The 13,302-nt window shown below is 70.2% G+C and carries 14 protein-coding genes and 1 tRNA gene; 9 read left to right on the top strand and 6 right to left on the bottom strand.

Features of this window, described 5'->3' with window-relative positions:
- Nucleotides 1-26 precede the first annotated feature (26 nt).
- Nucleotides 27-782: a maleate cis-trans isomerase family protein gene (locus NQU54_RS40055; RefSeq protein WP_257635286.1), complete on the bottom strand. Its 756-nt coding sequence runs from the start codon at nt 780-782 to the stop codon at nt 27-29.
- A 435-nt stretch (nt 783-1,217) separates the two neighbouring features.
- A complete protein-coding gene (locus NQU54_RS40050) occupies nt 1,218-2,204 on the bottom strand; it encodes a maleate cis-trans isomerase family protein (protein ID WP_257635308.1) in 987 nt (328 codons plus the stop codon).
- Nucleotides 2,205-2,411: 207 nt separating this feature from the next.
- Here NQU54_RS40050 and NQU54_RS40045 point away from each other — a divergent pair, with 207 nt between their 5' ends.
- Both NQU54_RS40045 and NQU54_RS40040 read left to right on the top strand, forming a co-directional pair.
- A complete protein-coding gene (locus tag NQU54_RS40045) occupies nt 2,412-3,359 on the top strand; it encodes a D-2-hydroxyacid dehydrogenase (protein WP_257635285.1) in 948 nt (315 codons plus the stop codon).
- Nucleotides 3,360-3,396: 37 nt separating this feature from the next.
- Nucleotides 3,397-4,815 (top strand): amidase, encoded by a 1,419-nt coding sequence (locus NQU54_RS40040; protein WP_257635284.1) that lies wholly within the window; start codon nt 3,397-3,399, stop codon nt 4,813-4,815.
- A 246-nt stretch (nt 4,816-5,061) separates the two neighbouring features.
- Here the strand turns inward: NQU54_RS40040 and NQU54_RS40035 are convergent, their stop codons facing one another.
- Entirely contained in the window at nt 5,062-5,571 is a 510-nt protein-coding gene (locus NQU54_RS40035; protein WP_257635283.1) for a DUF3830 family protein, read from the bottom strand.
- 120 nt (nt 5,572-5,691) lie between these two features.
- Between NQU54_RS40035 and ehuB the strand changes: the two genes are divergently transcribed.
- From ehuB to NQU54_RS40005, 6 genes are all read left to right on the top strand, one after another.
- Entirely contained in the window at nt 5,692-6,615 is a 924-nt protein-coding gene (ehuB, locus tag NQU54_RS40030; protein WP_257635282.1) for an ectoine/hydroxyectoine ABC transporter substrate-binding protein EhuB, read from the top strand.
- Nucleotides 6,612-7,364 (top strand): ectoine/hydroxyectoine ABC transporter permease subunit EhuC, encoded by a 753-nt coding sequence (gene ehuC, locus NQU54_RS40025; RefSeq protein ID WP_099013867.1) that lies wholly within the window; start codon nt 6,612-6,614, stop codon nt 7,362-7,364. The genes ehuB and ehuC overlap by 4 nt, the downstream gene beginning before the upstream one ends.
- Nucleotides 7,361-8,011 (top strand): ectoine/hydroxyectoine ABC transporter permease subunit EhuD, encoded by a 651-nt coding sequence (gene ehuD, locus NQU54_RS40020; RefSeq protein WP_257635281.1) that lies wholly within the window; start codon nt 7,361-7,363, stop codon nt 8,009-8,011. The genes ehuC and ehuD overlap by 4 nt, the downstream gene beginning before the upstream one ends.
- 22 nt (nt 8,012-8,033) lie before the next feature.
- The gene (ehuA, locus tag NQU54_RS40015) at nt 8,034-8,804 is read left to right on the top strand and encodes an ectoine/hydroxyectoine ABC transporter ATP-binding protein EhuA (RefSeq protein WP_069863871.1); all 771 of its coding nucleotides are present in this window, start codon (nt 8,034-8,036) and stop codon (nt 8,802-8,804) included.
- Nucleotides 8,805-9,005: 201 nt separating this feature from the next.
- The gene (locus NQU54_RS40010; protein WP_257635280.1) at nt 9,006-9,767 is read left to right on the top strand and encodes an IclR family transcriptional regulator domain-containing protein; all 762 of its coding nucleotides are present in this window, start codon (nt 9,006-9,008) and stop codon (nt 9,765-9,767) included.
- A 61-nt stretch (nt 9,768-9,828) separates the two neighbouring features.
- A tRNA-Lys gene (locus tag NQU54_RS40005) sits at nt 9,829-9,902 on the top strand.
- A gap of 46 nt (nt 9,903-9,948) precedes the next feature.
- Here the strand turns inward: NQU54_RS40005 and NQU54_RS40000 are convergent.
- The 3 genes from NQU54_RS40000 to NQU54_RS39990 all read right to left on the bottom strand — a co-directional run bounded on the left by NQU54_RS40000 (nt 9,949) and on the right by NQU54_RS39990 (nt 11,939).
- Nucleotides 9,949-10,167, bottom strand: coding sequence for a DUF2277 domain-containing protein (locus NQU54_RS40000; RefSeq protein ID WP_137978113.1), 219 nt, complete (start codon nt 10,165-10,167; stop codon nt 9,949-9,951).
- A gap of 75 nt (nt 10,168-10,242) precedes the next feature.
- Nucleotides 10,243-11,097: an alpha/beta fold hydrolase gene (locus NQU54_RS39995; protein ID WP_257635279.1), complete on the bottom strand. Its 855-nt coding sequence runs from the start codon at nt 11,095-11,097 to the stop codon at nt 10,243-10,245.
- A 23-nt stretch (nt 11,098-11,120) separates the two neighbouring features.
- Nucleotides 11,121-11,939 (bottom strand): 4'-phosphopantetheinyl transferase family protein, encoded by an 819-nt coding sequence (locus NQU54_RS39990; protein WP_257635278.1) that lies wholly within the window; start codon nt 11,937-11,939, stop codon nt 11,121-11,123.
- 265 nt (nt 11,940-12,204) lie between these two features.
- Between NQU54_RS39990 and NQU54_RS39985 the strand changes: the two genes are divergently transcribed.
- Nucleotides 12,205-13,116, top strand: a complete 912-nt coding sequence (locus NQU54_RS39985; protein ID WP_257635277.1) for an alpha/beta hydrolase — start codon at nt 12,205-12,207, stop codon at nt 13,114-13,116.
- Nucleotides 13,117-13,302 lie beyond the last annotated feature (186 nt).

The following is a 13,302-nucleotide window of genomic DNA, read 5'->3' as shown; positions in this document are numbered from 1 at the left end:
CCCCCCGGCGGCCGCACCGCCTTCCGCTATCCGCCGCTCCGGGCGAACAGCGTGCCCAGCCGGTCATGGACCGGATCGCGGCCCAGCAGCCGCAGCCCCTCCCAGACCGTGACCTGATTGGCCGTGAGCACCGGCTTACCCAGCTCCGCCTCCAGATCCGGAATCCAGGCGGCGGTGTGCAGGGCGGTGTCGGGCAGAAGCACCGCCTGGGCCTCGGGGTGGTCCCCGGCGCGGCCCAGCTCCAGCACCTCCTCCCGCCCCCAGGTGCCGACCTCCGCGGCCGTGATGATCCCGCTGCCGCGCATCGAGACCACCTCGGCTCCGGCCGCCTTCAAAAATGCCCTGAAGTAGTCGGCGACATCCTCCGGATAGGTGGCGGCGATGGCCACCCGCTCGGCGCCGAGCTCCTGCACCGCGTGGGCGAAGGCGAAGGAGGTGCTGGAGGCGGGCATCCCGGCCGTCTGGCTCAGCTCGCGCACCTGCTCCTTGGCGCCCTCCCAGCCGAAGACGAAGCTGGCGCTGGTGCACGCCCAGACCACGGCCTGGGCACCGCGCTCGGCGAGCTCGGCGACCCCGGCCGCGAGACGGGCCGCCGACCCCATCTCCAGCAGGGCGTCCACCCGGTGGGCGTCCTCACCGATGTCGGTGTGGACGAGCGGAAGCCGGATGTCGCCGCTGTCGCCGCCGAGCATGGCTTCCAGGCGCGGATATTCGTCCTCGGCGGAGTATCCGGGGTAGAGAAAGCCCACTGTGTCCGGGGCCGGGCGCGTCGAGTCCACCATGACTTGCCTCCTTGACTGGCGTGCCCCCGCCTTCGGGCGGGGGAGGAATCGGAGCAGAGCAAGGAACGGGATTTCACCTCCGGGGCGAAAACGCCCACACGGTTGGGTAAAGTGCGTGTCGTGCGTTGCGAGAACCAAGCACGCATAACGTGCTGAGCGAGAGCCAAGCCAGCGCAACCCCACGCTTTCGGGCGACCGGGCAGGTTCCGTCCCGGCTGGTGCCGAGGGAGTAAGACCCTTCAGGTCGCAGACCTGCGGGGCTTCCTGAGCCAGGAATCCCCCTTTCTTCATCGGGGGGAGGGTTCAATTCTCCTACACCGCGGACCTCCTGCCCGTCTCACCCGGGCAGGCTTCCCGGCCACGCCGGGGCGCCCGCCCCCTCACTCCGGGGCGGGCCGCCCTCCACATCACGTCACATCACGCCGGGCCGCCGCCTCACCCCGCGGCCGGGCCTCCCGAATCGTCGAGATAGGGGCCCTCGCCGAGGCCGGCTCCGAAGCCCGGGTCGAGCCCGTCGACCGGATCGCCGTCCGACCCGGGCGACGCCGCCCCGGCCAGCGCCGCCTCCGGCTCGTCCACCACCGACTCGACCGACTCCACGGCCTCGATCACCGACTCGACGACCGGGTCCGTCATCGGGAGCGGGCCGCGCAGCGGCGAGACCGACATCCCCGCGGGACCGGACCGGGCGACCGGGTCAAGCAGCGCCTGGTACGGCCCGACGGCCTGTGCGCCGATCGCCCGCAGCGCCGCCCACATCGTGACCTGGTTGGCGGACAGCACGGGCATCCGCAGCTCCGCCTCCAGCTGCGGGATCACGTCGTAGGTCGGCAGATTGGTGCAGCTGATGAAGAGCGCGTCGGTCGCCCCGACCACCGCCTGCCGGGCCATGTCGACCACATCGCGGTACGGCACCTTCCAGATGTGCCGGGTCAGTCCGAGGTACGCCCGTCCGGTGACGGTCATCCCGCCCTCGGCGAGGTACTCCTCCAGCGAGTCGGTGACGGACCGGGTGTACGGGGTCACCACGGCGATCCGCCGGGCGCCGATCTCTCTCAGCGCCTCCAGCAGGGCGCCCGAGGTGGTCAGCGACGGGATCTCACCCGCCTGGGTCATGGCGGCGCACATCGCGCGCTCACCGGCCACACCGCCGACGAAGCTGCCCGAGGTGCATGCGTACGCCACCACTTCCGGTGCCACGGCGGCCAGCGCCCGCACCGCGTCGTGCAAGGTCTCGTGCTCGCTCACGAGCCGGGCCAGGTCGAGGCTCACCTCGACGGGTACGAACGGGGTACGGGTGAGGTGCAGGGAGACCTCGTCCGGTACCCAGCGCCACAGTTCACGATCGAGTGCGAAGTCGAACGGTGCCACCACTCCCACGCCGCGCTGCGGCTGTGGGCCACCTAGAAAAGAGACGTCCAAAGCGAGCCCCAATACGGAACGGAGGGACTGGACCATTGGCCAGAGGTTTCGATGGAGAGAGACCGGCCTGATGCCGGGACGCCGGGACAGATGCCGTTGTTGACGACGGTAGTTTCCGCTGCCTAGCGTGGTCAATCCTCAAACTGAGGCGCCTGCCCCCTCCTCCTCCAGGCAAACCCACCCACGTTTCGAAACGGTTTCCCGCCTATGTCCGAAAGCACAGTTGTCGTCTTCGGCGACCAGCCACCCGTCCACCTGGACCGGGTGGCCGAGCGGGCCAAGGTGCTCGTCTGTGACGAGAAATCGCTCCCCCAGGCGCTCCCTGTCGCGGATGTGCTCCTGGTCTGGGACTTCACCTCCGACGCGGTCCGCGACGCCTGGCCCGGCAAGGGCCCCCGGCCGGCGTGGGTCCATACCGCGAGCGCCGGCGTGGACCGGCTGCTCTGCCCCGAACTCATCGCGTCCGACACGGTTTTGACCAATGCCCGGGGGGTCTTCGAGCAGCCGATCGCGGAGTATGTGGCCGGCCTGGTGATCGCCATGGCCAAGGACTTCCACGGCACCTGGGAGCTTCAGCGGCAGCGCCGCTGGCAGCACCGGGAGACGATGCGGCTGGCCGGGACGCGGGCCGTGGTCGTGGGTGCGGGCCCCATCGGCCGGACGATCGGCTCCACCCTGGCCGCGCTCGGTGTGGTGGTCGACCTGGTGGGCCGCTCCGCGCGGCAGGGCGTGCGCGGCGGTGACGAGCTCCCCGGGCTGCTGCCGTCGGCCGACTGGGTGGTGTGCGCGGCACCGCTCACCGAAGCCAACCGCGGCATGTTCGACCGGTCCGTCTTCGACCGGATGAAGTCCAGCGCCCGGTTCATCAACATCGGCCGCGGCCCCCTGGTCGTCGAGAAGGACCTTACGGCGGCCCTGGTGGCCCGCCGGATCGGCGGCGCTGCCCTGGATGTCTTCGAACACGAGCCGCTGGCCTCGGACGATCCCCTGTGGGACGTGCCGGGGCTGTTCGTCTCGCCCCATATGAGCGGCGACACGGTGGGATGGCGCGACCATCTGGCCGAGCAGTTCCAGGACAACTTCGAGCGCTGGTGCGCGGGCGAACCACTGCTCAACATCGTCGACAAACGCCTCGGGTACGTACCGGTGGACTGATCGCACGACCTATCGCACGACCTGAACGGAGAGCCGGATGACCGATACGCACGACCTGACAGCCGTTCAACTCCTGGAGCGCTACGCCTCCGGCGAGCTCTCCCCCGTCGAGGCGACCCGTGCCGTCCTCCACCGGATCGAGCAGATACAGCCGGAGGTGAACGCCTTCACAAGGGTGGACGCCGAGGGCGCGCTGCGACAGGCGGAGGAGTCCGCAGAGCGGTGGCGGCGCGGGGCCCCCGCGGGCCTGCTGGACGGCGTACCGGTGTCGGTGAAGGACATCCTCCTGCTGCGCGGCGCCCCCACCCTGCGCGGTTCGCGGACCGTGCGGCCCGATGTCCAGGCATGGGACGAGGACGCGCCCTCGGTGGCGCGGCTGCGCGAGCACGGCGCCGTGTTCGTGGGGAAGACCACGACCCCGGAGTTCGGCTGGAAGGGCGTCACCGACAGCCCGGTATACGGGGTCACCGGCAATCCGTACGACCCTCAGCGGACCGCGGGCGGCTCCAGCGGCGGCAGCGCGGCCGCGGTCGCGCTGGGCGCGGGTCCGCTGAGTCTGGGGACGGACGGCGGAGGTTCGGTCCGTATCCCGGCCGCCTTCTGCGGCATCTTCGCGTTGAAACCCACCTATGGGAGGGTTCCGCTCTATCCGGCGAGCGCGTTCGGCACCCTGGCCCATGTGGGGCCGATGACCCGGGACGCGGCCGACGCGGCGCTGATGATGGATGTGATCTCCGGTCCGGACTGGCGTGACTGGTCCCAGCTGGCGCCGCCCCCCGAGGGCGGCTTCCGGGAGGCGCTCACCCCCGGCGGGGGCGGGGTGGACGGGCTGCGGGTGGCCTACAGCCCCGCGCTCGGCGGCGCGGCCGCGGTCGACCCGGAGGTGGCCGCGGCGGTGCGGCGGGCGGTGGATCTGCTGGCGGAGCTGGGCGCGGTGGTCGAGGAGATCGACCCGGGGTTCGAGGACCCGGTCGAGGCGTTCCACACGCTGTGGTTCAGCGGCGCGGCCCGGGTGGTGCAGCCGCTGGGGCAGGAGGACCGGGAGCTGCTGGACCCGGGGCTGCGCGAGATCTGCGCCCAGGGGGCCTCGTACAGCGCGCTGGACTATCTGGCGGCCGTGGATGTGCGGATGGCTCTCGGCCACGCCATGGGACGGTTCCACTCCGCGTACGACCTGCTGGTCACCCCGACGCTCCCGATCACCGCCTTCGAGGCCGGGGTCGAGGTGCCCAAGGGGTCGGAGCACACCCGCTGGACGGGCTGGACGCCGTTCACCTACCCCTTCAACCTGACCCAGCAGCCCGCGGCATCGGTGCCGTGCGGCCTCAGCGGCGCGGGCCTGCCGATCGGTGTGCAGCTGGTGGGCGCGCGCCACGCGGACGCGCTGGTGCTGCGGGCGTCGCACGCGCTGTTCGAGGCGGGGCTGGCGGACGGAGTGCGCCCGGGGGCGGCCTGAGCGCACGGGGTGCGCCCGGGGGCGGCTTGAGCCATACGGGTCCGCCCCCGGCGGCCTTGAGGCCCACTGGCCGTAAAGCCCACTGCCCGGCCCGGGGCGGCTCCGCCCCGGGCCCTGCTCACGCCCCAGGCCGCGCCCGGCGGAAACCAGGGGCCACACCGGGCGGCAACCAAGGGCCACACCCGACGAAAACCAAGGGCCACACCGGGCGGCAACCGAGGTCCCCGCCCGGTGAAAGCCGAGGATCTACGCCCGCCGGAAGCTCAGGGTCTCCCCCAGCGCCCCGGCACGCCACAGGTCCTGGCAGGCGTCGGCCATGCGGTCGAGGCCGTCGACGACCGCGCCCCAGACGATCCCGGGCACCCACCCCGCGTCGCCGTTGATCAGCAGGTTGTTCCGCTCGTAGAAGAGCGCCAGGTCGACGACCTGCCGCCGCCCCTGGTGCTTGGCCTCGGTCTCGTATCCGTACGACTTGGTCCCGAGCTGGGTGTCGGTGAAGGTGAAGTAGCACAGATCCCCGGGGATCGGGGTGATCGTCGGGTTCTCCAGGGGCGGCTCCTCCGGCGCGAAGGGGGGCACCAGCGCGTAGATCTCATTGCGCGCGTACTTCGCGTGATACACATCACCTCCCAGCGGCAGCGCGTTCCACACCGCCTCACAGGTGATCGGCGCGAGCTCGTCAAGGAGCTTGGCCGTACAGCTCACCCCGCGCTTCTCGAGCGAGACCTCGATGAACCGGTCGGCTCGGTCAACCATCGACTTTCCTCCAGGTCGCTTAGGAACCAGTCCTGCCCCAGGGGCCTACCCACGCATCGGCTGTATCAAGGGCCGGAAACAGACTGCATACATCTGTTGGAGTCGGGTAGCCGCGCGCCCATGGCTCCACCACGTGGGAAAGACACCGATAGCAGAGAAATAGCAAAAATAGGACCCAGCCGCCGCTCCCTTCTCGCCGGCGGCGCGGCCCTGGGTCTGCTGGGCGCGGTCGGCTGTAGCCGGGTGTCCGCCTCCGGCACCGAGGACGGGGGCAATCTGCTGGAGCGACTGCGGTCGCAAGGCACGGTCCGACTGGGAATAGCGGGGGAGATCCCATTCGGCTACATCGACAAGAACGGCGAGTTCACCGGCGAGGCACCGGAGATCGCGAAGGTCATCTTCAAACGGCTGGGAGTGCCCAAGGTCCAGCCCGTGCCGACCGAATTCGGCTCGCTCATCCCGGGCCTGCGGTCGCAGCAGTTCGACGTGGTCTCGGCGGGGATGTACATCAACCCCGAGCGCTGCGCCCAGGTGATCTTCTCCGACCCCGACTACCGCATGCGTGACGCGTTCATCGTACGCAAGGGGAACCCCAAAAACCTGCACAATTACGAAGACATCTTTAAGAAGAAGGCCAAAATGGCCACCGGCACCGCCTACGCCGAGATCGGCTACGCGGAGGACGCCGGGATCAAGCAGAGCGACATGCTGATCCTCCCCGACCAGCTGGCCGGGCTGCTCGCCGTGGAGCAGGGCCGGGCCGATGTCTTCGCGGGCACGACCGTGACCGTCCACAACGTGGTGAAGCAGCGGAACAGCCAGCGGGCCGAGGCCACCGAGCCGTTCCAGGCGTACGTCGACGGCAAACCGGACATCGGCGCCGGCGGCTTCGCCTTCCGGCCGGAGGAGGCCAAGCTCCGGGACGCCTTCAACGTGGAGCTGCACAAGATGAAGAAGAGCGGCGAGCTGCTGCGCATCGTGCGGCCCTTCGGCTTCACCGAGGAAGAGATGACCGATCTGACCGCCAAGGAGCTGTGCTCATGACGGCCGGGCTCTGGGAAAACTGGCTTCTTCCGGGCGTCTGGATCACCATCCAGCTGACCCTGTACAGCGCGATCTTCGCGGCCGTCGTGGCGTTCGGCATCGGGATCGCCCGCACCTCGCGGCTGTGGATCGTCCGCTTTCTGACGGGCTTCTATGTCGAGGTCTTCCGCGGCACCTCTGCCCTGGTGCTGATGTTCTGGCTGTTCTTCGTGATGCCGCTGGCCTTCCAGTTCCAGCTGGTGCCGATGTGGGCGGCGGTGCTGGCCCTTGGCCTCACCTACGGGGCGTACGGCTCGGAGATCGTGCGCGGCGCGATCGCCGCGGTGGCCCCGGCACAGCGCGAGGCGGCCATCGCGCTCAGCTTCACCCCCGCACAGCGGATGCGCCGGGTGATCCTGCCGCAGGCCATCCCGGAGATGATCCCGCCCTTCAACAACCTGCTGATCGAGCTGTTGAAGGCGACCGCCCTGGTCTCCGCGGTGAGCGTCGCCGACATCACCTTCGCCGCCCAGCTCTCGCGGCTGGCCACCGGTGACAGCCTGGAGATCTACGCGATCATCCTGGTCCTCTACTTCGTGCTGGCCTTCGTGCTCACCCGGCTGATGCGGCTGCTGGAGCGGCGCGCCAAGGCGGGGATCGGCCAGGCCCCGGTGGACTCCGGCAAGCGCTCGCTGATCACCCGGAAGCTGTCCTCGCGCCAGGAGACCGAGCAGTCGTCCAACATCATCACGGCGGGAGGTGCCCAGTGAACTGGAACTGGGATGTGGCGAAGGACTTCCTCCCCGAACTGGGCCGCGGACTGCTGATCACGCTGGAGGCGACCGCGCTGGGCTCGGTCCTGGCGTTCGCGCTCGGCCTGGTGTGGGCGATGGCCTTCCGCTCGCCGACCCGCTTCGTCCGCTGGCCGGTGGCGGCCGTTGTGGAGTTCATCCGCAACACCCCGCTGCTGGTGCAGCTGTTCTTCTTCTACTACGTGCTGCCGACCTGGGACATCAAGTTCTCGGCGCTCACCACCGGGGTGATCGCGCTCGGCCTGCACTACTCGACGTACACCGCCGAGGTCTACCGGGCCGGTATCGACGGTGTGCCCAAGGGCCAGTGGGAGGCGGCGACCGCGCTCAGCCTCTCCCGCGGCCGTACCTGGACCGCGGTGATCCTGCCGCAGGCCATCCGCCGGGTGGTGCCCGCCCTGGGCAACTACGTGATCGCGATGCTGAAGGACTCCCCGATGCTCGCGCTGATCGGCGTCGTCGACATGCTCCAGAAGGCGCGCGCGGAAGGCGCGTCGTCCTTCCAGTACATCGAGCCCTACACGATGGTCGGCATCGCCTTCATCGTCATCGCCTATCCGGCTTCCCTTCTTATGCGAGCCCTGGAGCGTCGTCTTGGCCACTGAAACCGACCACACGAACCCTGCCGTGGACGGCAGTGAACTGATCCGCTTCGACCAGGTGACCAAGCGCTTCGGCAGCAATACGGTCCTGGACAACCTCGACTTCTCGGTCTCCTCCGGCAAGCACGTCACCCTGATCGGCCCCTCGGGCTCGGGCAAGACCACGATCCTGCGGCTGCTGATGACGCTGATCAAGCCGGACGAGGGCACGATCAAGGTCGACGGCGACTACCTCACCCATGAGGACAGAGGCGGCACACTGGTCCCGGCGGGCGAGAAGCACACCCGTGAGGTGCGCAAGAAGATCGGAATGGTCTTCCAGCAGTTCAACCTCTTCCCCAATATGCGGGTGCTGCGGAACATCACCGAGGCCCCGGTGCATGTGCTGGGCCTCGGCAAGGACGAGGCCGAGACCCGCGCCCGGGAGCTGCTCGACCTGGTCGGGCTCGGCGACAAGTGCGACGCCTATCCGACGCAGCTGTCCGGCGGGCAGCAGCAGCGGGTGGCGATAGCCCGCGCGCTGGCGATGCGGCCGCAGGTGATGCTGCTGGACGAGGTGACCTCGGCGCTGGACCCGGAGCTGGTGGCCGGAGTGCTGGATGTGCTGCGTGACATCGCTCACACAACGGACATCACCATGCTGTGCGTCACCCATGAGATGAACTTCGCCCGGGACATCTCCGACGATGTACTGATGTTCGACGCGGGCCGGGTGATCGAGTCCGGACCGCCGGAGAAGATCTTCACCGAGCCGGAGCACGAGCGGACGAGGGAATTCCTGAGCGCGGTTCTCTAGATCGCCCGGCCCCGGCCGGGCCACGACCGGCACTGCCCCCGCGAGCCGCTTGCGGGGGCATGCCTGTGTCATATGCCACAGAAATACGCCCCTGCTGACCGGGGCTGTGGCGCCCCGGCAATATCCTCAACAGCCGATCCGGATAAGCCCCTTGGCGGTTATCGTGATACAAAGCCACGCCAACCTGCGAGGGGGGAAATCGTGGCGCTCAGGCCCGAGCCGACCGCGCCGTTCCACTCGGTGCAGCACGCCCTCCGGATCCTTGAGGTCGTCGCCAAACACTCGTCCGGCGTCAGCGACATCATGATCGCCCGGGAGACCGGGCTGCCGGCCCACCAGTTCGCGGACCTGCTGCGGATGCTGCGCCGCGAGGGCTATGTGGAGCAGATCGCCGACGGCGCCTATGTCGGCGGCAGCTCCCTGTCCCTGCTGGGCTCCGCGGGTCCCGGCCACGGCCACGCCGTCCAGGACAAGCTCCAGCGGTCGCTCAGCGCCCTGCGCGACTCGGTGGGCGCGGCGGTCTACCTCAGCCGCTATGTGGACGGCGAAGTCAAGATCACGCAGTACGCGGACGGGCCGCGGGCCCCCAAGGTCAACGAGTGGGTGGACTTCCGCTCCGCCGCCCATGCGATGGCGCTCGGCAAATGCCTGCTCACCCAGCTCGACCACGACAGCCGCCGCGATCACATCTCCCGCCACAAGACGGTGCGGCTCACCTCCCGGACCACCACCAGCGAAAAGGCGCTGTTCCGCAAGCTGGACAGCCAGCCCGCCACCGTGCCCGTGCTCGACCTCCAGGAGTACGCGATCGGCACGGTCTGCGCGGCGGTCCCGATCAGCGCGGGCCGCTCGGTGGGCTGTCTGGCCCTCTCCCTCCCCCTGGCCCACGCGCACCGCCTGCGCCAGGCCGCCGACACGCTCAACCGGGAGGCGGCCCCGATGCTGCTCTCCCTGTCGATCTGAGCCCATCCGCGCGCGGTCAGAACCACCCCTTCGGACCGGGTAGTATTTATTTCGTCAGCAGGCGCCGCTAGCTCAGTTGGTTAGAGCAGCTGACTCTTAATCAGCGGGTCCGGGGTTCGAGTCCCTGGCGGCGCACAACTGATCAAGCGGATGGCCCGGGTGCTCAAAAGCCCCGGGCCATTCAGCGTGCCGCCCCACCCCGCACCTCGAGCGAGGCCAGCAGCTCCCCCGTGGCGGCGGCGATGGCCTCGACGGCCTTGTCGAACGCCTCCGCGTTATGCGCGGCGGGTTGGCGGAAGCCGGAGATCTTGCGGACGTACTGAAGCGCCGCGGCGCGCATATCGGCCTCGGTGACCGACTCGGCGTACGGCGGGCGAAGGGTCTTGATGGATCTGCACATACTGACGACGGTACGCCGGGGGTACGACAGTCCCTAGGGCATGGCGGCCAGTCCCGATGCGACGGCGGCCAGTCCCTATGCCGTGGCCGCGCCGTCCAGGACGAAGGCGCGGATCAGGTCGGCCAGCGGCCCCGGCTGGTCCTGGGGGATCAGGGTGTAGCTGTCGGGGATCTCCACCAGACTGCCCCGGGGCAGCAGCCCCGCCAGGCGCAGACCGTGCTCGGGCGGCATCACACGGTCCTCGGACGCCCAGGCCACCAGGGCGGGGCGGTCGAAGGTGCGCAGCGCCTCGGCCCAGCGCAGCAGCTCGTCCACCGGTGGCACCCCGAGAACGTACTTCCGCAGGTCCCGGCGGACCTCCGGGGAGGTCCACAGCGGCTGGAGCCAGGCGTCCATCACCTTGGGGTCCACCGGGCGCTTGGTCATCCAGCCCCAGGTCATCGGAAGCCGCCTCAGGGGCGCCACCTTCAGCAGCTTGAAGACGGCGTTGAGCCCGCCCGGCAGCTTCGCGGCCATCCGCAGATTCCGGCCGGGCAGCCCGGGCGGGAAGTTCTCGAACGCCTCACAGGAGGTGATCACCAGCCGGCCGATCCGCTGGGCGCGGGCGTCGGCGATCAGCGCCTGCGCCCCGCCCCAGTCGTTCATGGCCAGCGTGACATCCGTAAGGTCGAGCCGGTCCAGGAACTCGGCGACCAGCCGGGCCACCCCGAGCACCGTTAGATCCGCGTCGGGCCGCATCGCACGGCGGTGGCCGCCCAGCGGGAGGGTGGGGACGACACAGCGGATGTCGGGGCTCAGCGCGGCGACCACATCGCGCCACAGGGAGCCGTCCATGGCCACGCCGTGCAGCAGAACCGCGACGGGGCCCTCACCTCCCGTGTCCTCGTACTCGACGGTGCCTGCCGAGAGTTCCACCTCGCGATGCGGCATGGCGCCGACTGTACTCGGGCCGATCAGCCCAGGGGCAGACCGGACAGGGTCACCACCGGCCGCGCCGGGCCGCCGGGCGCGGCCTCGTGCCGTACGGCGACCGCGGCGTGGTAGCCGGGCGGTGCGTCGAGGTCGGCGAAGCCCCAGCCGCTGGGGCCGGACGGCGCGTCGGCCGGTGCCAGGCCCTCGGCGAGGCCGACATGGTGGGCGCCGATCCCGCCCGGCAGCCCGGTGCCGATGCCCTTGAGGTACGCCTCCTTACGGACCCAGCAGCCCAGGAACGCCTCCTCCCGCAGCTCCTCCGGAAGCGCGTCGACCGCCGCGCGCTCCTCGGGGTGCAGCTGCCCGATCAGCCCCGTCAGCCGGGTCCCCACGCGCCCGGGGTCGCGCTCCTCGACGTCGGCGCCGACGGGCACCCGGGCGACGGCGCACAGGGCGGCGTCCCCGGAGTGGGAGAGCGAGAAGTGCAGCATGTCCTCGCCCGCCAGGGCCGGGCGGCCGTGCGGTTTGTCGCAGTCCGGCATTCCGCAGGTCTCCCGGGTGAACACGACGTCGGCCGGGGCGATGCCGAGATAGCCGCCGAGCAGCGTCCGCAGCCCCACATGGGAGGTCACATAGCGCTCGCGCGCCACCTCGGACCGCAGCCTCGCCGCGCGCTCGCGCTCCCCCTCGTCCAGGGTGCCCTCCGCGACGGCGGCGGCAGCGGCGGCGGACGGCGGGATCCGCAGCAGCCATACGGCCACCTCGCCGGGGCCGGGGCGGTCTCCGGGGGTGGGCAGGGCGCGGGCCGGGGCCCAGCCCCGGGGCTCCCGTGCGGGCTGAACCGGGCTGCTGAAGGACACTGTTCCGCTTCCCCCGTGCTATCGGCCGATGATGCGCTCGCTGTGGACGTACTGACGGTACAGCGGCGCGCGCGGCGGCGCGCCGTCGGAACGCGCCGCCATGGCGGGTTCACGCGCCCCCAACCCCCTTGACCCGAGGCGGCGTTGCGGATGAGGGGCACCCGGTGACTTAGGCCACGTTCATCTCCCCGCCGACGCGGTCACCTTCCGTGCGCACTACGATCGCGCACGTCCGGGCACGATCGGTGATGGGGGTTTGGCGACCATGGCGACGGGATTCCTGGCGAAGGCGGCCTCTGCGGTGACCCTCCCGGTGGCACCGTTGTACGGCGCCTTCCTCTCGTACATGATCTTCCACCCGCCGCGCAGACCGCATCACAAGAAGCCCGCCGACCTGAGCCTGACCAGCACCGATGTCAACGTTCCGCTGAACGGACAACAGGGTCGCGGGCTGCATGTCTGGCTGATTCCCGGCGACACCGAACGGGTCGTGGTCCTCGGACACGGCCTGGGGCTGAGCAAGTCCGCGAGCCTGGCGCACGCCCGGATGCTCAACGAGGCGGGCTATACGGTCGCGATGTTCGACCACCGCAACCACGGTAAGAGCGCCGCGGACCGGGCGGGCTGGGGTATGAGCGACCGTCACACCGACGATGTGGTCGCCGTGGTGCGGCATATGCGGTCGATGGAGGAGTACGCCGCCGCGCGCATCGCGATCTACGGCTTCTCCATCTCGACCTTCCCCTCCTTCTACATGCTCAAGAGGGAGGACTGCCCGGTCGACGCACTGGTCTTCGACAGCGGTCCGGCACTGGAACTGGCCCCGCTGTTCCGGAACTTCGTGGCGGCCGGCGGGGTGCCCATCCCCGGCCCGCTGGGGGCGGGCCCCTCCCGCCCGGTCGTGGAGTCGGTCGCCTCGTCGGCGGCCGTGGCGATGCTGCGGGTGCAGTGGCCGCCGCCGGTCGGGGGCGCGTACGAGCGCACCCCGATGCTCTTCCTGACCGGTGACCGCGACACCATGATCCCCGCCTCCGGGGTACGGGCGCTGGCCGAGCGCTATCCGCTGGCCGAGGTGCACACCCTGCCGGAGACCGACCATCTACAGGGCATCAAGAGCCAGCCGAAGACCTACGCGGACACCGTTCTGGGCTTCCTGGAGCGGACGCTGAAGGACTGACCTCGGGGACCCTCGGGGACCGGCCTCGAAGACCGGCCTCGTCGAGGACCGACCATGACGGCGGGCCCCGGTCGGAGCCCGCCGTAAGGACGCCATGGCGGCTGGTCAGTCCTTGAGCTCGCAGATGACCGCGCCCGAGCTGACCGAGGCGCCCACGTTCGCGTTCAGGTTCTTGACGATGCCGCT

The sequence above is a fragment of the Streptomyces malaysiensis subsp. samsunensis genome (assembly GCF_024519315.1).
GTDB lineage: Bacteria > Actinomycetota > Actinomycetes > Streptomycetales > Streptomycetaceae > Streptomyces > Streptomyces malaysiensis.
Note: the sequence above shows the minus strand (reverse complement) of the source record. Positions and strands in the feature narration are given on the sequence as shown.